Origin of the sequence: Neptuniibacter sp. 2_MG-2023, assembly GCF_030547495.1 — a bacterium.
Taxonomy (GTDB): Bacteria; Pseudomonadota; Gammaproteobacteria; order Pseudomonadales; family Balneatricaceae; genus Neptuniibacter.
The window spans coordinates 99,699-118,211 of record NZ_JAUOQC010000001.1 but is presented as its reverse complement, the minus strand read 5'-3'; the positions used below and the strand labels follow the sequence as shown (position 1 = coordinate 118,211).

17 protein-coding genes are annotated in these 18,513 nt (G+C 42.8%); 12 read left to right on the top strand and 5 right to left on the bottom strand.

Annotated features, from left to right (window positions below):
- Positions 1 to 2: 2 nt before the first annotated feature.
- The 4 genes from Q4486_RS00555 to Q4486_RS00540 are packed head-to-tail and all read left to right on the top strand — an operon-like array spanning position 3 to position 5,044.
- Positions 3 to 1,634, top strand: coding sequence for a GspE/PulE family protein (locus tag Q4486_RS00555; RefSeq protein ID WP_303517580.1), 1,632 nt, complete (start codon positions 3 to 5; stop codon positions 1,632 to 1,634).
- Positions 1,631 to 2,845 (top strand): type II secretion system F family protein, encoded by a 1,215-nt coding sequence (locus tag Q4486_RS00550; protein WP_303416499.1) that lies wholly within the window; start codon positions 1,631 to 1,633, stop codon positions 2,843 to 2,845. The genes Q4486_RS00555 and Q4486_RS00550 overlap by 4 nt, the downstream gene beginning before the upstream one ends.
- 7 nt (positions 2,846 to 2,852) lie before the next feature.
- Positions 2,853 to 3,260 (top strand): hypothetical protein, encoded by a 408-nt coding sequence (locus tag Q4486_RS00545; protein ID WP_303517578.1) that lies wholly within the window; start codon positions 2,853 to 2,855, stop codon positions 3,258 to 3,260.
- Entirely contained in the window at positions 3,260 to 5,044 is a 1,785-nt protein-coding gene (locus Q4486_RS00540; RefSeq protein WP_303517576.1) for a type II secretion system protein GspD, read from the top strand. Before Q4486_RS00545 ends, Q4486_RS00540 begins: the two co-directional genes overlap by 1 nt.
- Positions 5,045 to 5,109: 65 nt before the next feature.
- On the opposite strand, the gene Q4486_RS00535 is transcribed toward Q4486_RS00540, so the two are convergent.
- From Q4486_RS00535 to Q4486_RS00525, 3 genes are all read right to left on the bottom strand, one after another.
- Positions 5,110 to 5,634, bottom strand: coding sequence for a HugZ family protein (locus Q4486_RS00535; protein ID WP_303517573.1), 525 nt, complete (start codon positions 5,632 to 5,634; stop codon positions 5,110 to 5,112).
- A gap of 9 nt (positions 5,635 to 5,643) precedes the next feature.
- Positions 5,644 to 6,057, bottom strand: coding sequence for a heme utilization cystosolic carrier protein HutX (gene hutX, locus Q4486_RS00530; protein ID WP_303517571.1), 414 nt, complete (start codon positions 6,055 to 6,057; stop codon positions 5,644 to 5,646).
- A gap of 77 nt (positions 6,058 to 6,134) precedes the next feature.
- Complete coding sequence (locus Q4486_RS00525; RefSeq protein WP_303517569.1) at positions 6,135 to 8,099, bottom strand: TonB-dependent hemoglobin/transferrin/lactoferrin family receptor; 1,965 nt, start codon at positions 8,097 to 8,099, stop codon at positions 6,135 to 6,137.
- A gap of 271 nt (positions 8,100 to 8,370) precedes the next feature.
- Between Q4486_RS00525 and Q4486_RS00520 the strand changes: the two genes are divergently transcribed.
- Genes Q4486_RS00520 through Q4486_RS00495 form a run of 6 tightly spaced genes read left to right on the top strand, consistent with a single transcriptional unit; the run spans position 8,371 to position 12,911 of the window.
- A complete protein-coding gene (locus tag Q4486_RS00520; RefSeq protein ID WP_303517567.1) occupies positions 8,371 to 9,231 on the top strand; it encodes an energy transducer TonB in 861 nt (286 codons plus the stop codon).
- Between the two features lie 30 nt (positions 9,232 to 9,261).
- Positions 9,262 to 9,813 carry a MotA/TolQ/ExbB proton channel family protein gene (locus Q4486_RS00515; protein WP_303416506.1) on the top strand — a complete coding sequence of 184 codons (552 nt, stop codon included), beginning with the start codon at positions 9,262 to 9,264 and terminating at the stop codon, positions 9,811 to 9,813.
- Positions 9,810 to 10,229: a biopolymer transporter ExbD gene (locus tag Q4486_RS00510; RefSeq protein ID WP_303416507.1), complete on the top strand. Its 420-nt coding sequence runs from the start codon at positions 9,810 to 9,812 to the stop codon at positions 10,227 to 10,229. Before Q4486_RS00515 ends, Q4486_RS00510 begins: the two co-directional genes overlap by 4 nt.
- 59 nt (positions 10,230 to 10,288) lie before the next feature.
- Positions 10,289 to 11,128, top strand: coding sequence for a hemin ABC transporter substrate-binding protein (locus Q4486_RS00505; RefSeq protein ID WP_303416598.1), 840 nt, complete (start codon positions 10,289 to 10,291; stop codon positions 11,126 to 11,128).
- The gene (locus Q4486_RS00500; RefSeq protein ID WP_303416508.1) at positions 11,128 to 12,150 is read left to right on the top strand and encodes an iron ABC transporter permease; all 1,023 of its coding nucleotides are present in this window, start codon (positions 11,128 to 11,130) and stop codon (positions 12,148 to 12,150) included. The genes Q4486_RS00505 and Q4486_RS00500 overlap by 1 nt, the downstream gene beginning before the upstream one ends.
- 2 nt (positions 12,151 to 12,152) lie before the next feature.
- Positions 12,153 to 12,911, top strand: a complete 759-nt coding sequence (locus Q4486_RS00495) for a heme ABC transporter ATP-binding protein (RefSeq protein ID WP_303517564.1) — start codon at positions 12,153 to 12,155, stop codon at positions 12,909 to 12,911.
- A gap of 40 nt (positions 12,912 to 12,951) precedes the next feature.
- Here Q4486_RS00495 and Q4486_RS00490 read toward each other — a convergent pair whose 3' ends face one another.
- Positions 12,952 to 13,824, bottom strand: a complete 873-nt coding sequence (locus Q4486_RS00490; RefSeq protein ID WP_303517561.1) for a hypothetical protein — start codon at positions 13,822 to 13,824, stop codon at positions 12,952 to 12,954.
- 136 nt (positions 13,825 to 13,960) lie between these two features.
- Between Q4486_RS00490 and Q4486_RS00485 the strand changes: the two genes are divergently transcribed.
- Positions 13,961 to 15,316, top strand: a complete 1,356-nt coding sequence (locus Q4486_RS00485; RefSeq protein ID WP_303517558.1) for a cache domain-containing protein — start codon at positions 13,961 to 13,963, stop codon at positions 15,314 to 15,316.
- A 15-nt stretch (positions 15,317 to 15,331) separates the two neighbouring features.
- On the top strand, positions 15,332 to 15,985 hold the full coding sequence (locus Q4486_RS00480; protein ID WP_303416512.1) for a response regulator transcription factor: 654 nt from the start codon (positions 15,332 to 15,334) through the stop codon (positions 15,983 to 15,985).
- A gap of 151 nt (positions 15,986 to 16,136) precedes the next feature.
- Here Q4486_RS00480 and Q4486_RS00475 read toward each other — a convergent pair whose 3' ends face one another.
- On the bottom strand, positions 16,137 to 17,768 hold the full coding sequence (locus tag Q4486_RS00475) for a methyl-accepting chemotaxis protein (protein WP_303517555.1): 1,632 nt from the start codon (positions 17,766 to 17,768) through the stop codon (positions 16,137 to 16,139).
- Positions 17,769 to 18,513 lie beyond the last annotated feature (745 nt).

Sequence of the window (18,513 nt, the reverse complement as noted above, 5' to 3'; positions counted from 1 at the left end):
TTATGGCGATTCGAGGAAAAGGTCTGCTTGAGGCAGCATTAAATCAAGGTCTTATAACCCCTGAGCAGCAAACAGAGGCGCGTTTAAATGCTCGTCGTTTTCAGTTGGATGAGGTGACTGCACTTTGCTATCAGCAGCGCTTATCTCTAAGTAGCTTTTATCATGCTTATGCCAGCGAACAGGGATTACTTTTTGTTCGTTCATCGCAGGTTCGGATTAATAAGAAACAGCTGAATTTAGTGCCTCAAAGTCTTGTTCGTCAGTGGCGTATTTTACCTATTGAGGTTGCATCTAATGAAGATGAGGCGATATATGTTGTTACTGACTCGCCTGAAAACCCTGCACTGGAGAAGCAAGTACAACGGATTTTTAAAACTGATATTAAGCTCTGTGTAACCGATCCGGAAACCTTCGAAAGCTGCTTACGTATAGATCTAGAGATACACACCCCTGAAGTAGGGTTTGATGCGGTGGAATCATTTAAGCAGCTATTAAATTCTGCCTATATGCACCGCGCTTCGGATATACATATTGAGCCTCAGGCGGAATTTTATTTGATTCGTTTTAGGGTTGATGGACGTTTACAGCAGTATGGTAAGCGTTTTTCGCTAGCTGAAGGCAGCTCTTTAGTTAGTCGTATTAAAGTAATGTCCCATCTGGATATTGCGGAAACGCGCATGCCTCAAGATGGCGGCGCTGATTATGTAACACCTTCCAATATAGAGTTTGAAATGAGGGTGGCGACTGCGCCAACCAAGCATGGGGAAAGGGTTACACTGCGACTATTAGGGACAGATAATCAGCTCTTGACCTTAACCCAACTGGGTATGTCATCTGAAACCTTACGCCAGTTTAGTCGTGTTATTGCGCAACCCCATGGCATCGTTCTTATTACAGGGCCGACCGGTAGTGGTAAATCTACAACACTCTATGCCGCTCTCACTCAGTTAAAGTCCGAAAGTACGAATATTCTTACGGCTGAAGATCCTGTGGAGATGGTCGTAGAGGGGGTTTCGCAAGTACAGATGAATGCCAAAGTAAATTTCGCCTCGGCGCTACGTAGTTTTCTGCGTCATGATCCTGATGTGATTATGGTGGGGGAGATACGTGATCCAGAAACGGCTGAAATTGCACTTAAAGCAGCGACTACAGGTCATATGGTTTTATCCACTTTGCACACTAACTCGGCGATTGCCAGTGTAACAAGGCTTAAAAATATTGGCTTAGAGCCGTTTATGATCGCCTCTAGTTTACAAGGCGTTGTAGCCCAGCGCTTGGCGAGAAGGCTTTGCCAGCATTGTAAGTTAGAGATGGAGGCCGACTTAGCTGAGTTAGATGCTTTAGGTATAGAGGAAACCGACCAGGTGGTGATGCTTTCTCATCCTCAGGGTTGCTCTCTCTGTGATGGCACAGGTTTTAAAGGTAGGATCGCGCTGTTTGAAACCTTGTGGGTGGATGATCTCCTTCGTGAGTTAATTACCCAGGGTGCTGACGAACAACAGTTACGTAAGCATGCGCAATACTATGTCAGCCTAGCCCATGATGGCTGTGAGAAAGTGATTCAGGGGTTAACTACATTAGATGAGCTGAAGCATTTAGGTTTAGTGCATAGGTTAGTGGAGGAGGGTAGATGAAGTTCTCCTACAACGGTATTAGCACATCGGGCGATGCTCGCAGTGGCACTATTTCGGCGGTCGACCATGATGCGGCAATCGCCAAACTGCAGAATAAAGGTATCTATATTACCGATATTCATGAAAGTACATCTAAAAACGAGAAGAATAAGCCGAATGTTGGTTTATTGGATGAGATCAGTGCGCTTCTACCGATTAAAAATTCACAAAAAATATTTTTCTTTAGGCAGTTTGCGTTAATGCTTCGCTCTGGGCTTTCGGTGACTGAAGGGCTCAATATATTAAGGGGAATACAGCGGGGAGGAATGCTTCGGATCATTGATGATATGAATGATCAAATTAGCGCAGGCCGATCCTTCTCCCAAGCGATGGAAAAGCATGAAGCTATATTTACGCCTTTAGCCTTGCATATGATTCGCAGCGCAGAAGCTAGTGGTGAATTAGAACCAGCGTTAGTACGTATCGCGAGTTTTATGGAGCGTCAGGCGGAGATTAAAAGCCAATTAATTTCCACCATGACCTACCCTGCGGTTGTGCTGTTTATGACGGTGGGTGTGTTCATCTTCTTGATGTCTACTGTCATACCTAAGTTTGCTGCTTTCTTTGCAAAAACGGGTCGCGTTCCGCCACCCGAGATGCTGCAGATGATGGGTATTTCTAATTTTATTCATCAATATTGGTGGCTGATTATCGTTTGCATCATTGCCATCTTAGTTTCCATTTTTATTACCTATAGGCAGCCCAAAGGGCGTTTGTTTCTAGACCTGATTCTTCTGAAGATGCCGCTTATAGGCAAGATGATTTCAGCTAGCTCAATGTCGCAGATTACTTGGGGGCTAACCAGTATGTTGCAAAGTGGCATATCTGTTGTGCAGTCGTTACAGATTATTAGCTCTTTGATTAATAACAAAATGATTGCTCGGGATATATCTCAAGCAGCAGAGGATATTTTGTGTGGCGATGATATGGGGAAAAGCTTTCGTAAACCTCATATTGAAGGGCTTATTCAAGAGATGACGCTGGTGGGTGAACGTACCGGGAATATGGTACAGGTGATGCAAGATGCTGGTAGTTTTTATGAGGAGCGGGTGCGTTCAATTACAAAAGCGTTGGCCGCTGCGATGGAGCCTATATCAATTCTGATGATCGGTGGGATTGTCGGATATGTCTACTATGGCTTCTTTAAATCAATGTTTGCTGTATCGGGTTAGGTGTTTTATGAATCGGATTTTTTTATTAATTATGTTGGTTGTTTTTAATACCGCGCATGCAGAGGAAATCTTGGTGATGCGTGACCCTTTTAGTGAGCCACAAACACTTAAAAATACAGAGGAGGCTGGTGGTATTAATGGGGTGCTGAATACCTTTGGTCGTGGTTTCAGACGTATGCCTGATGACGTGAAGGTGCCGGTGCTGTTGTTTAAAGGTTATGTAGATAGGGGAAAAAGCCTCCCACCTATGGCATTGATCGAAGTCGCAGGGGATCGTGTTCACATGGTGACGGTAGGGGATGAGATTAATATTGATCCAACCAACCCTAGGCATGCAATAAGAATAACAAAGATTTCAAGGTTAAGTCTCACTATTGAGGCGGGTACTTTGGGGCAGATGAAGGTGCTTCGCTAATGGGTAATATCAAGATAATAATCAGTACTGTACTGCTTGCCGTGACTTTAAATGCTTCGGCGGCGGTTAAAATTTCTGAGATAGAGTTTTCTGAAACCCGTTTAGGCGATGTGGTTAGGGTGCTATCTGAATTATCACAGTCCAATATTATAGCGACCCCGAGTGCGATTAATAAAAGCATTACTATACATCTTAAAAATGTTTCAGAGATTGATGCAATTAAATCGATCTGCCGCATTAGTGATCTGTGGTACCGCTATGATGAGGATACTCATACCTATCGAATCATGGGAAGAGAAGAATATACGCGCGATCTAGTTGTACGAGAGAGTCAACGGATTGAGGTGTTTAGATTACGTAATGCGAATGTGCAAATTGTTGCCCAAGCGATTGAAGATCTTTATGGCGATCGTGTTGAGTTATCTTTAGGTATTGAAGCAGGGCAGTCTACATCCACATCGAGCCGAAGCAGCAGTCGTTCAAGAAGTACATCCAGTCGCTCTTCAAGTCGTTCTTCAAGCAATTTGTCACAGCAGCGCTATGGTAGCAACGGTAATGCTGATACCTCTGAATTTTCAGTAGCTCAGATCGAGCAGCTTGCACGGGAAAGCAGCAATAGCAGCGTTATGCCGTTAGATCCTAATAAAATACAGGCGGTCACCTTACAGCCTCAGCCTATCTATGTGACGGTGAATAACGAGCATAATATGATTATTGCGCGAACTGATGATGATAAGGTACTTGCCTCCATCGCTAGTTTGGTTAAGCAGATGGATATTCCTGTTCCGCAAGTGATGCTGGAGATGAAAATTCTTAGTATCTCCTTAGGTGAAGATTTTAACTCTATTTTTAATTTTGAATTAGTACCCTTCGGCAGTAATGATTCATTAACACCGATCTCGTTTGGTAATAATGGATTATTAAATTCAGGCTCATTCCTTTATGAATATCTTAATGACCGTTTACGCGCCAATATTGAATTTTTGGAAGAGAATAAGCGTTTAAAAGTCTTGTCCAATCCGATGATTTTAGCGTCTAACCATCGTGAAGCGGATCTCTTTATTGGGGAAGAAAATATAATGACGCGGGGTTTTACTTATAACCCCGCGACCATCGATAGTGGTGTTGTTATTTCACCCGCTTATATTGAGACGCAAACGGAACTCAGAGAGATTGGTATCTCATTAAAGATCACGCCACGTATCAACTCAGATGGATCTGTCCTGTTGGATTTAGAACAAGAAAGTTCAACCTTGAATCCCGGTGGTGGGACTGTTCCTGTGACTGATGGCACAGGTAATGTAGTTAATCTCTCTATAGATACAATTAATACCTCCCGCCTAAGAGGTATAGTCGCGGCTCAAAACGGGTTGACCGTTGCAGTAGGTGGCTTAATTCGATCCACAGTTTCAAACAACGAACGTAAAGTTCCCTTTTTAGGCGATGTGCCGGTTTTAGGTGCTGCTTTTCGCAGTACGATTGAACAGGAAGAGGAAACTGAAATGGTGCTGTTAATTACACCGCGTATTTTGAATACACCGTCTAGCAGCCAAGAGTTAGAAAACAGTAATAATCGTTTTTATCAACAACATAATCAGGGGTTTCCTGACTTAGAGAAACCAGAACCGCGTTTTTTTAAGGAAGAAAATAAAGCATTGAATAACCGAGCTCAACAACCGGAAGTTCAGCCCGTTCAGCAACTGCCGTCAAAGTCATCAAAAGGTACAAATGCAACACAGGGGTGGTGGGATTCGGCGGATCAAGTTATGTTTGATGCAGGTTAAGAACTGATTTTAAAAAAGCGAGTGGCAGGACGCTACTCGCTTTTTGTTTAAACCGGCCAATCTACTTATGCCGCGTTGCGTTTTGTATGTCCACCGGTCATATGCTGTACTTCGTTACCGGTTAGACCATCGCCTGCTAAAGTGTAGGCTTTACCAAACCCTTTAACGTATCGGCCGCCTGTGGGGGTTAATTTAAACAGCTTAAAGTCAGACAGTTGGCTAAGTTTATTAATTCGATCCCCATGACGTTCAGCTAAGGTATTGATGCCGAAGCTCCATTCTTGGCTGTCGTATGAGAGAAGTTCAGCTTTTATGGAGTAATTAACACGCTTACGTGCAAACAACTCTTTGGCGCTGTCTTCATCCTGAATAATCATCACAGCCGCAACGGAGTTTTCTTGCAGATTGGTCGCATGTACGGCCATTTCACTCAGTAACACGTATAAACAATCATCGCCAATTGCGAAGGGGGAATATGAGGCATAAGGCTCGCCATTTTTTCCTACAGTCGCTAACTGTAAGCTTCGACGGCTATTGATAAATGTTAAGACTTCTTCTTGTACACGGGTTTGCAATAAATCGTTGCTCATGGAAAATTCCTAATCTTTTTTTAAGCTAAACTGCTGTTTTATTTGTTTAAAACGAGAGACTTGGTCGGCTATTAATTCACCATCCTCTGTTCGTCCTAAAAATACTTTGAAAATGTTGCTATCGTCTTTATCTTGGAAATTGAAGGCGTAACTTTCCTGACCTCGATGAGGCTTATCTTGGAAGTTTATATGGTGAATGCTGTTTAGGTTTATATGTCCATGAAAGCCAGGAACGGGGCCTGTTAGGTTGTAGTAACCATGGCCAATTTCACCCTTTGGAAATATACCTTTAAATTCAAATACAGACCCAGCATGTAAAATAATAGTCGTGGTGTTACCCCAAGTTGCTAGCTCCCTCAACAGGGCCTCAGCTTGATCACCAGGGAGTTGTGTATTTAGGGACTGAGAGTCTTCTTTATTCATTAGTTTTTATGCTCTAAGTTGGAAATTAACAGAGCGATTCAAAGGTGAGAGTCGCTCTGTTAATTAAATGCCTTTATTTAGAACTTATATGTGGCGGCTAAAGATACTTCGCGACCCGCTTCATAAATTTCAGCCCATGCGCGACGGTAATATTCATCCGTTGCATTATTAACCGTGAGGTTTATGGTCAAATCTTTGAGAGCTGCTGGCTGCCAAGCGGCGTAGAGGTCAGTGATAGTGTAGTCATCATAAACATCACCTGTAGATAAGTTCTGTTCTTCAGCATGTAGGACTCGTACACCTGCTTTTAGCTGATCATTCAGGAAGCTGGAACTTAGGTCTGCAGACCAAGTATCGGCTGGGATGTTGTTGAGTGCGTCACCTGTTGCTAGGTCTTTACCTCGGGTTTGTCCGTAACCTAATGCCAAATTGACATTGTTTTGGCTATATACGGCACTCACTTCAAATCCGTGTAGTTTTGCTTTATCAACGTTTTCCCAATAAGTGTTACCGGGGAATGGATTCATCGATACGGTCTGCTCAATAAAGTCATCTACCCGGTTTTCAAAGATGGATGTTTTTAATGTCCAAGCGTTATTGATCTTTAACTTAGCCAGTAATTCGGTATTGGCTGCTTTTTCAGCTTTCAAATCAGAGTTAGGTATAAAGGTATTACACATACCTGGCCCCATACAGAAGTGAGTGCCTGTACTGTAAAGCTCCTCAGCTGTTGGCGCTCGGAAGGCTCTATCATGTCGAAGGGTGAGTTCTAGGTTATCAGTTGTTTTCCAGACCAGTGCAGCAGAAGGGGACAGCTCATTATCTGAGCGGCTATCATCTAAGTTGTTAGCTGTAACTGAAAAGTAGTCGTAACGGGCGCCTAATTCTACAGACCATTTATCTGATAGAGGGATAATACCTTGGGCAAAAGCGCCCCAGATATCAATGTCTGCATCAGGAGGTGTTGGACGGTCGGCGCCACTACGTTCAGCGGAAAAATTACTATGTGAACCATCAACCCCATAAAGCAGTGTGATATCACCAAACTGTGACAGGTTGTTAAGGTTTAAGCCGTATGTGTCTTTTTCAGTGTTATCTATACGCCCATCACTCACACGAGACTCATCAACATCGACACTATTCCAGTAAGCCATTATCTGTGCATTGAGTAGTGGTGATTCTGTATTGATTCTATAGTCAGCAGATAGGCTGTTGTTAACTTGATCTTTGTCGATAAGAAAAACGCTACTGCCGTTGACTTGGGATGCTCCATTAGAAGGAACTCCACCTTCAACCGTTGCGTGGCGCGCATTAAAAGCGATGGATTGATCTTCGTTAATTTGCCATTCAATCTTAGCTAAAGCACCTTGATCTTCTGAAGCCGAGTCTTCTAACGGCTCGCCGTTACCCATTTCGATATTATTAGAATCGCGACCATAACCACTAATTAACCAATCGACGGAGTCTGTGCGACCCGCGACAACGGCTGTTGTCGTTAATTGGTCATTGTTAAAGTTAAAACTGCTTTTGATTAGGCCGCCTACATCTGCATTGCCCTCTAAAATATCTGCTGCGTCAATGGTGCTTTGTGCAACTACACCCCCTAAAGCGCCAGATCCCCAAAGAGTACTTGCCGGCCCTTTAACGACTTCAACTGATTTCAGTATTATTGGATCTAAGAAGTAACTGGCTCGATGACCAGATTCAAAATCTTGTCTAACACCATCAACGGTTTGCAATACTCGATTGTCACCTAAACCTCGTATGTTGATAGTCTGGAAGCCAGGGCGAGAGCCACCATCGATTAATATATTAGGTTCATTCGCTAGGACTTCAGCGACCGACTGCGGTTGAATGCTATCGATTGTTTCCTTATCAACAACGGTGATTGGACGTGAAACCTCATCAGATTTTTGTTCCATTCGGGTTGCGCTGACAACTACTTCACCGACATTAAAGACTGGGCTGTTATCAACAGCATCGGCCATTGCTGGAGCTGAAATAATACTACTGATGAGCACCGCTAAAGGTTTAGGTTTCATGAATTCCCCTATTACGTCAATGAGAATTGAGTTTTCTAGCTTGCTGCATATAGCGTTATCAGCAATGGCTAGCTCGTTAAATTTGGAGTTTTTTCTATCTCTCTAGGTCCTGATTGAGGGGATGCTACTATTTAATAAACATAATGTAAATGATAATGACTTGTATTTGCATTAGGTTTTGTCCTGTTTTATTATGGCGGTCATTATTAGTCTTAAAGAATCATCGGGCGCTTTTTTGCGCAAAGGTTATAGGGTTAGGTAACGGGTATTTATGACTCAGTTGGTTAAGAGAAAATGGGGTTTACTTGGCTGGCGAGTGCTATTCATTAGTGCACTTATTTTGCTGCAAGAGTGGGCTTTCGCTGCGTTGGCAAAACCGAGCTTTATGGATGAGGCCTCGGGGAAAGGTAGTCAGCTATCGCTCGCGATCTCGTTTAGTCGGCCACAGCCTGAACCTACTCAGGGGAAAACAGTTAACTCTTTGCCTGCTCAAGAGGTATTAAGGCATACAGAGCCTAAGCCTGAGACAACAGCGGATAGACCTGTACCTAAAGAAGAGGTCACTAAGGCGCCTGTAGTCGCAAATAAAGTAACAAAGAAAACAAGCAAACCGGCTGTTACACAGCCAGTATCGAAAGAGGTTTTAAAGCCATCCTCCGTTCTCAAAAATAAGAGTGAAGCGCTAGCCAGTACCTCAGTGGCTAAGGTGGAACCGAGTATTAAGCAGGTAAACCCTGATGCTAAAACGGTTGAGTCATCATCGGTACAGACTAATTCAGATACTCAATCCCACACAGACCTAGAGGCTAATCCTCCCCATCGGAGCACAAGTGATCAGATGGAAGTGAGCGAGCAAATTATTACTAAGCCTGTTTTTGCGGCACAGCCTAAGCCGCCTCGCTACCCAGCGGTTGCGCGTAAGCGAGGTCAAGAAGGCACTGTTTGGTTAGATATTTGGTTGGATGAAAAAGGTAACAAGTCAAAGCTGGAGGTTACTCAGAGTTCAGGTTTGGCTTTGTTAGACAAGTCAGCTTTAAAAGCTGTGTCCGAGTGGAAGTTCAAACCTTATGAAAGGAACGGTATCCGCATCGCTTCACGTGTCAGGATTCCAGTTGTTTTTTCGCTTAACTGATCGTTTTTATAGGTTTTAAGATTATAAATTATGAATATCCTTGTTTTAACGCAACAGTATTTGGGGCCGCTAGGAATCCCATTATTAATCTGCTCTGTTCTTACTCTTTTGATATTGCTTGAGCGTATAGCTGTGCTTTGTTATCACAGCATTCAGCGGAGCCTTCCTAGTGCTGGGATGGAACTACTTAATCAACATGCAGATCAATCACGGGTTATGAGGACGGATATAGCGGCAATATGGCTGCATAACAGACAACGAAAACTGAGCCATGGTATTCGTATGCTCCAAATTATCGCGTTAATTTCACCTTTGTTAGGGCTGCTCGGGACTGTGATTGGTCTGATTCAAGTGTTTGATGCCTTAGGTGATCACCAAGGACCGATTAACCCATCTATGATGGCCGAAGGACTAGGAATCGCAATGAAAACAACAGCCGCTGGTTTGATTATTGCTGTTCCCGCGGTCATTGGGGCTCATGGCTTTCAGCTTTGGGTGGATAAATTGATAGCAGTGACCGAGCAAGTACTTAATGTAGGTAATCTTCGGATCGAAGGTGTTTGCACTGAGGCGTTAAAATGATTCGTGTACAGCAGAAGAGCCAAATAAATAGCAGTGTAGAGCTCACCCCATTGATAGATATTATTTTTATAGTGGTGGTTTTTTTACTGTTAACTGCGAATACGCGTTTGCTCTCCTTGCCGGTCGATATACCAGACAGTGATAGTGATATTAGTCACCATTCCGAAGCGGTTACGCCGTTAACCATTAGTTTGTTGGATGAATCTCCCATCTATGCAATTGGAGAAGATCGCTTTTATGAATGGGCCGAATTTAAACAGGCGCTGTTGGTAAATATTGCAGATCAAAAAGATCGGGCACTTTCAATTGCTGCTGCCCGTGATTCAGACGTCGAACCTTTGTTAAAACTTTTAGCCCTCCTCAATGAGCAGCAAATAACTAACACTCAAATTTTAATGGAAGACGCACAGCCATGATCTCTTTGCCGTTTCGATTATTTACACAAAAAAAGAATAGGTTTTCAGTCGTGAACTGGATGAAACTTATCCTATTAATTGCGTTACCTGTTTCAGTTTATGCAGCGGATGAACAGCGTTTAATTAGTACTGATGCGGGTGTTACTGAGCTGATTTTTGCTCTTGGCTTTGAAGATGACCTGATTGCCGTAGATGTGACTAGCAAGCTGCCAGAGGGGTATCCTAAACTCCCCAATATTGGTTATCACCGCACTTTGTCTGCTGAAGGTTTAATGAGTTTAAATCCATCGGTAGTGATAGGGAGTGAACATATAGGTCCTTCATCCGTTGTGACAGCACTAAAGCAAGCAGATGTTCAATTTGTACAGTTAAGCAGTGCAAAAAATAGTGAACAACTTCGTGACAATATACGTTCGCTATCTCTGGCTTTAGAGCAGAAGGAAAAGGGGCAAGCTTTGCTTGAATCTATTGATCAAAAACTAGCGACACTTGATAAGGTGAACTTATCGGGGGAGCGCGTAGCGTTTTTATTATCTATGGATGATAGTAAATTACGTTTAGCAGGAGAGGGGACAACGGGCCATTCCTTTATCGAATTAATGAAAGCTAGCAATGTAGCTGACTTTAAAAACTACCGAAATATATCGGCTGAATCACTGTTTGAAATGAAACCCTCTGTGATTATCGTTGCAGGTAGTGATGTAGAGAATGCAGTACAAAGCTTGCTTGCGGCTAATCCTGTACTCGCTCATACACCCGCGGTCAAAAATAAACGTATTGTGGCCGTGAATGGTTCCGCTTTAGTTGCTGGTTTGAGTGTATCGGCTATTAATGAAGCGATTCGTTTAACTCAGCAGCTATCTAATCCGCAAATTCTTGCTCGTCAGGAAAATAATTGATGCAAAGGTCCGTTTCAGTATGCGCCTTAGCATTAGCGAGTCTTTTGATTGCCTGTGCACTCTTATCACTTGTGTTAGGGGCGATGAATTTACCGGTATACGATAGTTTATTGATTGTTGTAGATGACCTTTTTGGTGCTAATTTCAGTCAACTAGAAGGTTATCAGCAGGTTGTTGTTTTAGAGCTTCGTTTACCTCGATTATTATTAGCTATTTTTGTCGGGGCCATATTGGCCCAATGCGGTGCGGTTGCTCAGGGCTTATTTCGTAATCCGTTGGCAGATCCTGGCATTATCGGTGTTTCTTCTGGAGCAGCGGTGGGCGCTATTTTAGCGATTGTTGTGTTTCCGGCTGTTTGGGGAAGTTGGACAATCCCTACGATGGCCTTTGTTGGTGGTTTGCTCACTACTTTGCTGGTCTATGGTTTAGCGCAATCAAAAAATGGCACCTCCGTATTAGTATTATTACTGGCCGGTGTCGCTATATCCGCTTTCGCCGGTGCTGCTATCGGTTTCTTAAGTTATTTTGCGGATGATGCCAGTTTACGTGAACTTAATGTCTGGCAGATGGGTTCATTAACCGGTGCGAGTGATGCTAACTTATGGCTAGCTTTTACAACAATGCTGCTATTAATGATCGCCTTTCAGCGTCGGGCCCAAGCTTTAAATGCGTTACTTTTAGGTGAACCCGAGGCGCGTCACTTAGGTATAGATGTTGAGCAGCTAAAGTTACAAATGATTATTCTTACCGCTATAGGTGTTGGTGTGGCGGTTTCCTGTTCAGGCATTATCGGTTTTGTTGGCTTAGTTGTGCCTCATTTGGTTCGTTTAGCCACAGGGCCGAACCATCATTTCCTACTGCCTTTATCAGCTCTGCTAGGTGCTGTTCTACTGATGGGTTCCGACCTGTTAGCCCGTCTTGTCGTACAGCCTGCGGAACTTCCCGTAGGTTTAGTTACGGTGCTATTGGGCGCTCCGTTCTTCCTGATTTTGTTAATCCAACAGCGTAAAAACTGGAGTTGATCATGTTGCAGCTTAATAATGTCAGTTTTAAACCGCAGGGAAAGCTGTTATTGGATCAGGTTTCTGTATCGGTAAAAGCAGGTGAAGTCTATGGCCTGTTGGGGCCGAATGGGGCCGGTAAAACAACTTTATTAAAAGCGATTAGTGGTGATATTAAAGCCAGCGGTTCTATCAAGTTCTATGGTAAAGAGCTAACACAGTGGAATCGCCGTGAATTGGCTAAGCATCTGGCAGTACTTCCCCAAGCGAGCCAATTGACCTTTCCCTTCAGCGCCAGAGAAGTAGTTGCTTTAGGTTTAACTCCATTATCGCTGTCTAAAGCTCAAGCAAATCGTTTGATCGATGAAAAAATGCAGGCGACTGATTGTTATAGCTTTGCGGATCGCTCCTATCCTTCGTTATCAGGGGGAGAAAGACAGCGGGTTCAACTCGCGCGGGTCTTATTGCAGCTCAGTCAAGCGAGTCACTCACCTTTACTGCTTCTTGATGAGCCGACGTCGGCACAAGATTTAGGACAGCAACATAATCTGTTAACGTTGACTCAACAGCTAGCAAAAAAAGAAGGGTTCGGCGTTGTTGCTATTCTGCATGATCTTAACCAAGTGCTGCGTTATTGTGATACCTGTTGTTTGTTAGATCAGGGGCAGGTGAGCGCTGTAGATAGTCCTGATAAGGTGTTATCCGATGAGCGGATAAAACAGCACTGGCAGTATCAGCCACAACGGGTGATCTTAAATGATGGACAGATCGCTTTAATCTGATCGTTGCAAGCATCCATTAAGCTAAGAAACTCTTTTAAGGCTAACTCACCGTATTTAAGGCGACGGAGAGTCCAGCCTCTATAATCTCGTGGGCTTGTGCTTCGCTTTTTACTAAAATCGAACCACTAAAGGCAAGTGCATTAAGTGAGACACCGGAAAAATTTTCACCTGTTCTAGGTACCATCAACATCCAATGGTGGCTTAAGAGAAGATTATAAGCGCGGGCTATCTTCTCTCCGTCTTTTTCGATCCCTAAGGTCATTCGCAGCCGATTATAAAAATTTTGTAATTGAGCAGCACCATCACCATTCTGTATTTTCTCTTCTGTAAAAATATCTTTAGGTAAGGCCAGTGCTGCATGGCGAAAGGGTAAGCTATCTAGCTCCCTAGGTACTTCGTCATGTAGTTCTGACAGTTGTGGATTAAAAGCGATTAATTGTTCCACTGTTTCTGGCACTTTTATCAGCTGTAGGTGCTTATGGGTTTGACTGGCCCCAGCCGTTTTACCACTATTGTAAAAAGCTAATGCCGGCGCGGCGCATAGGCACCGGTGTAAGGCATAAAAATCGTTTTTATTAAGGGCTGTATTCTGTTCTTCAAAGGCTTGAGTTACTAAGAGCAGATGTTCATCGACTACATTATATTTATTCAATAAACATTTATGATTATCACCGATGTTGGTGACAAATAAAGCTTCTTCATGGGGTAGGAATGGGTCGGGTTTACTTTGATTGAGCTTAGCTAGGGAGCTATCGGGTGTTGGTTTGTTCTGGAGATTCTCAAGTATACGGACATGAAAATTAAGACCTCCTTCTTGGACACTAAGCATAGATGTTTTGAAACTGTTTAATGCGCCAGCTTTAGTGGCACTTTTTGCAACTTCCGCAGCATCTTTCCACAATGTAAAAACCATCGGGTGTTCTCCCTCAGAGTACTTTATACTGATTATATAAGTGGTTATTAAGCTTGTGGGTTTGCCGTTATAGGCTGTTCTTTAGTCATGCGTTAGTTGTATTCTAGCGTCAGTTAAAAATCATAATTATTCCAATATGAAAAGCGTCACAGCTTCATTAAAAGCAAAAATGCTACTGCTTTCAATACTGCCACTAATTATAGTGACGGTAGCTATCACTATGATTAGCTTAAATCAGGCGCATATTCTCTCAGAACAAGAGATTGAAACCTTCGAAGAAAATTTACTCAACTCCAAACATCAAGAGCTACAGCATTATGTCGCCTTAGCGATGAACGCGATAGAGGAAGTCGTTAATGAATCTGAGCCTGGAGATGAAAATGCAGAAAAGCGTATAAAGGATATGCTGAGCACTCTTACTTTTGGTGATGATGGCTATTTCTTTTTATATGATATGCAGGGCATTAATTTAGTTCATCCTACCCAGCCAGAGTTGGTTGGGCAGGATCTAATCGAGCTGCAAGATAGTAATGGTAAATATGTAATACGCGATTTGATTAGGATTGCTGATGAGGGGGGCGGGTTTTATCGTTACCTCTGGCGAAAACCTTCAGCAGGGCATCAGGAAAAGAAATTGAGTTTCGTGGTTAAAATACCGAAATTTAATTGGATGATGGGAACCGGTTTATATATTGATGATATTGCAGAAGAAGTTGCCCATACGCGTTTAAAAGTAACCCGTAATATCAGAAATACATTTTTTACCGTGGTCGTTATTTTAGCGGGTACAATTATTATTATTGCGCTCATAGGTATTGCGATTAATATGCATTCCTCCCAATTAGCGGATGTGCGGTTACGTGAGTTAGCCCATCGCTATGTTCAATTTCAGGTGAGTCAGCGGCGTAATTTTGCACGTGAACTGCATGATGGCATTAATCAGCTAATGGTATCGGTAAAATTTAGATTGGAACTTGCCAGAGATAAATCGTTGAAAGGGGATGCAAGCGCGGTTGATGACATCACTAAAGGTTGTGATGTTTTAAATATGGCGATTCAAGAGGTGCGACGTATCTCCCATGACCTTCGACCTATACAGCTTGATGATCTAGGGCTTGAGTCCGCACTACACAGTATGGCCAATGACTTTTCTGAGCGCACGAACATCCGAATGAATGCCAGAATAGAGTTACCAGAACAGCGTCTACCTGATGATATTGAGATTACGCTGTATAGAATTGCCCAAGAAACCCTGACAAATATTGAAAAGCATGCACAAGCTCAGAATGTAGGTTTAAAAATTTGGTTTCGTGAAGGCTATATCTGGTTAGAGGTATCAGATGATGGACGAGGCTTTATCCCCGAGAAGACAGAGACAGGAATCGGTCTTCTAAATATGCGTGAGCGTACAGAATTGCTCAGTGGACGTTTTAGTATTAAGAGTCGTTTGGGTGTAGGTACACGTATTAAAGTGGGTTTCGCAATTTTTTAGGAGATACAAACGCTAATGCCGAGTGACAATAAAATCCGAGTATTATTGGTCGATGATCACCCTCTTGTACTAGATGGAATTAGTGCGCGCTTAGAAGGTGAACCCTCCCTTGAAATTATCGGCATGGCTAATGATGGAAAGCAAGCCTTAGCGTTGGCATCAACCCTTCATCCAGATGTTGTTCTTATGGATATCTCTATGCCCGTCATGAATGGTTTTGAAGCATCGGAGCGATTCCATGCGGAGCAGCCGGATGTGAAAGTGCTAATTTTAAGTATGCATGATGATCGAGAATATATTGTTAAGCTGATTAAATGTGGTGCGGCTGGCTATGTTTTAAAAGACGTTTCATCTAACGAGCTGATTTCAGCGATTGAAACGGTTTACGGCGGTGGAACATACTTTAGTTCAGGAGCATCACAAAGCTTATTTAGCCAGTTTGATCAGGAGGGTGGGCATGCAAATACTCAACAGGAAGAGCTTACCGGCCGTGAAAAAGATGTCTTGAAACTAGTTGCTGAAGGCAATAGTAATAAAGAGATCGCTAGAGAGCTCGATATCTCTGTACGTACAGTTGAGACTCATAGACAAAATATCAAACAAAAATTAGATATACACACAGCAGCAGGGCTCACCCGTTACGCGATAGAACATAAGCTGGTGGATTGAGCGTTCGGCTGTAAAAGGATTAAAACACTCTTGCGCTAATAACTTCCCTGCCTTTTTAAGACAGAATCAATAACGTCAGAATATCTAAAAAATTATTCAGCATATTTTGACGTTATTTTATAAGTTGAGCATCCCATCACTCTACTTAACGTTAGCCTACGCGAAATTTTGCGATCATCGCTTTCAGCTCGTTGGAAAGGGCGTTTAGTTCAGTACTCGATTGAGAGATCTTTTCCGCCCCATTACTAGAGATATTAGACGCATCATGTAGGTTAATGAGTGAGCGGTTGATCTCTTCAGACACACTGGTTTGTTCGGTTGATGCGCTAGAGATAAGAGCATTCATATCCGTTATGCTGATAACTGCTTTTGAGATCTCTTCGAGTGCAGAGCCTGCTTCAGTCGCTTTAGAACCGGCGGTCTCCGCTTTTTTCTGACCTTCACTCATTGCGGTTACGGCATCGGTAGTCCCCGATTGTAAACGTTCAATAGCTACTTGTATCTCTTGGGTAGAGACCTGCGTGCGTTGTGCCAATGTACGTACTTCGTCCGCTACGACAGCAAACCCACGTCCTTGATCGCCTGCCCGGGCGGCTTCAATAGCAGCGTTAAGTGCCAGTAAGTTTGTCTGCTCGGCAATGCTCTTGATCACATCCACAATTGAGCCAATATTTTCACTGTCAGACTCAAGCGTTTTTATTTTACTGGATACACTTTTAACATCAGTGACGAGAGCGTTTGTGGCCACGACCGCTTGATTTACAATCGTAGTGCCTTGATGTGCTTTCTCTCTTGTATTGCGAGCATCACTATCCGCTTGTTCCGCATTGTGTGATATTTCTTGTGATGAGGAGACCATTTGATTCATGGCTGCTGCCACTTGTTCTATCTCTGCACGTTGAGTGTTAATACTGGATTTTGTTTCAACGCTAACATCGGTCATATCCGTAGCCGCGCTGGCCAGTCGGTTAGTCGCCGAGGTGATTTGACTAACAATATCACGCATCTGCGCGATCATTGCGTTAAAGCTTTTACTTATTGTTCCTAATTCGTTTTTACCTTCTGTTTGCAGTGTGAGAGTTAAATCAGAAGATTCAGAAATACGTTCAATGGTTTCCTGCATATGTAGCAGTGGATTAATCATGGAGCGATAGATATAAGCTGAAATAGCGATCAGTAAAACCATGATCAGTATTGATAGTGTAGAGAGCAGAAAAATACTTTCCTTATAAACCTGTTGAATGGCCTCATATTCTTGTTTAGCAACGCGCAGCTGTAAATTAATTAACTCAGTAACTTTTTCGCTAATAGGGTCTATTTGGGTATAGAGAGGGCCATCCAGTGCATCAAGCTGGCCTTTAGGGGGCCCAGATATAGTGGCTAGGATCTGTAGTGTATTATCAATAGCTGCATCAGCGGACACAAAAAGGTTTTGAGCTTCATCAGCTAAAGCTTTCTCTTCTGGTGTGAGGTTTGTTGCTAGATATTTTTTCCACTTAAGGCTGATCTCTTGCTTAGAGCTTTCTATATCGGCTACGGTTTCGTCTAAAGTATAAATGCCGGCATTTGCTTTATTGATCGCATCAATAACGAGCACCGCATAATCGTCGGCGATTATTTTTAAGTCTTCAAGGGGAACAACCCTGTCATGATAAATCCGTTTCGCGCCGCCTTCCGTCAATTGTAGTTCTTGAAGTGCAAACAAAGTAATACAAATCAAGCCAATAATAGGTAGAACGACCATTACCGTCAGTTTTGTCTTTATGGAAACATCTTTAAGCATAGCTATTATCTCTTTTTGGGATCGGCGCTGTTCAATTCTTTCTGGGCAAATGGGTTATTGACCTGCGCGATTAAAATTTAGTTAATCGAAGGCAAGTCTTATAGGGTGTTGATTTTCATGTATATCTAGTGAGTGCAAAAGGCCTGAATTTTAAAAACTAATAAAGTAGTGAAACACTAACACTCGGTTACTGAACCTGTACTAAATGAGCTTCAGTAGGGGAGGTGATAAATTGAACAGCTTCCTCGCGAATGCTTTCGGATTATTCTCAAAATCTACACCTTAGGCCTAGGTTATATGAGGTAAATATACCAATAGGTTCCCTATAAAGTTCACAGTTCTAAAGCAGATAATACCGTACCTTACAGCTTAGAGTGTACTGATAAATAGTATCTAATTTTACCACTATGGAATGATTAACGGTTGATAAACACTCAGTAAACATAGACGCAAGGATGTTTTCTGTAAATGATCGATCGGGTTAGTGATTCAAAAAGAACGGAACCTAAAACTTAATATTAAAGATGCTACTTACAGTGTGATAAGCGGCAGCAGTGTAAGGTGTTTTAGGCTAATAGCAGTGACCCAACCCGTTTAATCCTTGTATTTAAGTATCAAAGTGGTAAATCGAGTGAAAAAATCTTGAACTGATTAAACAGAGTCGTATACTTCGCGCCACTTATTTAGGACTATAGCTCAGTTGGTTAGAGCACTTGCTCGACATTATAGAGATGAAAACCCTGTG

Coding starts and splice junctions, on each gene's coding strand:
- Q4486_RS00480 (WP_303416512.1), top strand. CDS start 15,332: ATGCCGAGTGACAATAAAATCCGAGTATTATTGGTCGATGATCACCCT.
- Q4486_RS00500 (WP_303416508.1), top strand. CDS start 11,128: ATGCAAAGGTCCGTTTCAGTATGCGCCTTAGCATTAGCGAGTCTTTTG.
- Q4486_RS00555 (WP_303517580.1), top strand. CDS start 3: ATGGCGATTCGAGGAAAAGGTCTGCTTGAGGCAGCATTAAATCAAGGT.
- Q4486_RS00475 (WP_303517555.1), bottom strand. CDS start 17,768: ATGCTTAAAGATGTTTCCATAAAGACAAAACTGACGGTAATGGTCGTT.
- Q4486_RS00495 (WP_303517564.1), top strand. CDS start 12,153: ATGTTGCAGCTTAATAATGTCAGTTTTAAACCGCAGGGAAAGCTGTTA.
- Q4486_RS00525 (WP_303517569.1), bottom strand. CDS start 8,099: ATGAAACCTAAACCTTTAGCGGTGCTCATCAGTAGTATTATTTCAGCT.
- Q4486_RS00550 (WP_303416499.1), top strand. CDS start 1,631: ATGAAGTTCTCCTACAACGGTATTAGCACATCGGGCGATGCTCGCAGT.
- Q4486_RS00545 (WP_303517578.1), top strand. CDS start 2,853: ATGAATCGGATTTTTTTATTAATTATGTTGGTTGTTTTTAATACCGCG.
- Q4486_RS00510 (WP_303416507.1), top strand. CDS start 9,810: ATGATTCGTGTACAGCAGAAGAGCCAAATAAATAGCAGTGTAGAGCTC.
- Q4486_RS00490 (WP_303517561.1), bottom strand. CDS start 13,824: ATGGTTTTTACATTGTGGAAAGATGCTGCGGAAGTTGCAAAAAGTGCC.
- hutX (WP_303517571.1), bottom strand. CDS start 6,057: ATGAATAAAGAAGACTCTCAGTCCCTAAATACACAACTCCCTGGTGAT.
- Q4486_RS00540 (WP_303517576.1), top strand. CDS start 3,260: ATGGGTAATATCAAGATAATAATCAGTACTGTACTGCTTGCCGTGACT.
- Q4486_RS00505 (WP_303416598.1), top strand. CDS start 10,289: ATGAAACTTATCCTATTAATTGCGTTACCTGTTTCAGTTTATGCAGCG.
- Q4486_RS00485 (WP_303517558.1), top strand. CDS start 13,961: ATGAAAAGCGTCACAGCTTCATTAAAAGCAAAAATGCTACTGCTTTCA.
- Q4486_RS00515 (WP_303416506.1), top strand. CDS start 9,262: ATGAATATCCTTGTTTTAACGCAACAGTATTTGGGGCCGCTAGGAATC.
- Q4486_RS00520 (WP_303517567.1), top strand. CDS start 8,371: ATGACTCAGTTGGTTAAGAGAAAATGGGGTTTACTTGGCTGGCGAGTG.
- Q4486_RS00535 (WP_303517573.1), bottom strand. CDS start 5,634: ATGAGCAACGATTTATTGCAAACCCGTGTACAAGAAGAAGTCTTAACA.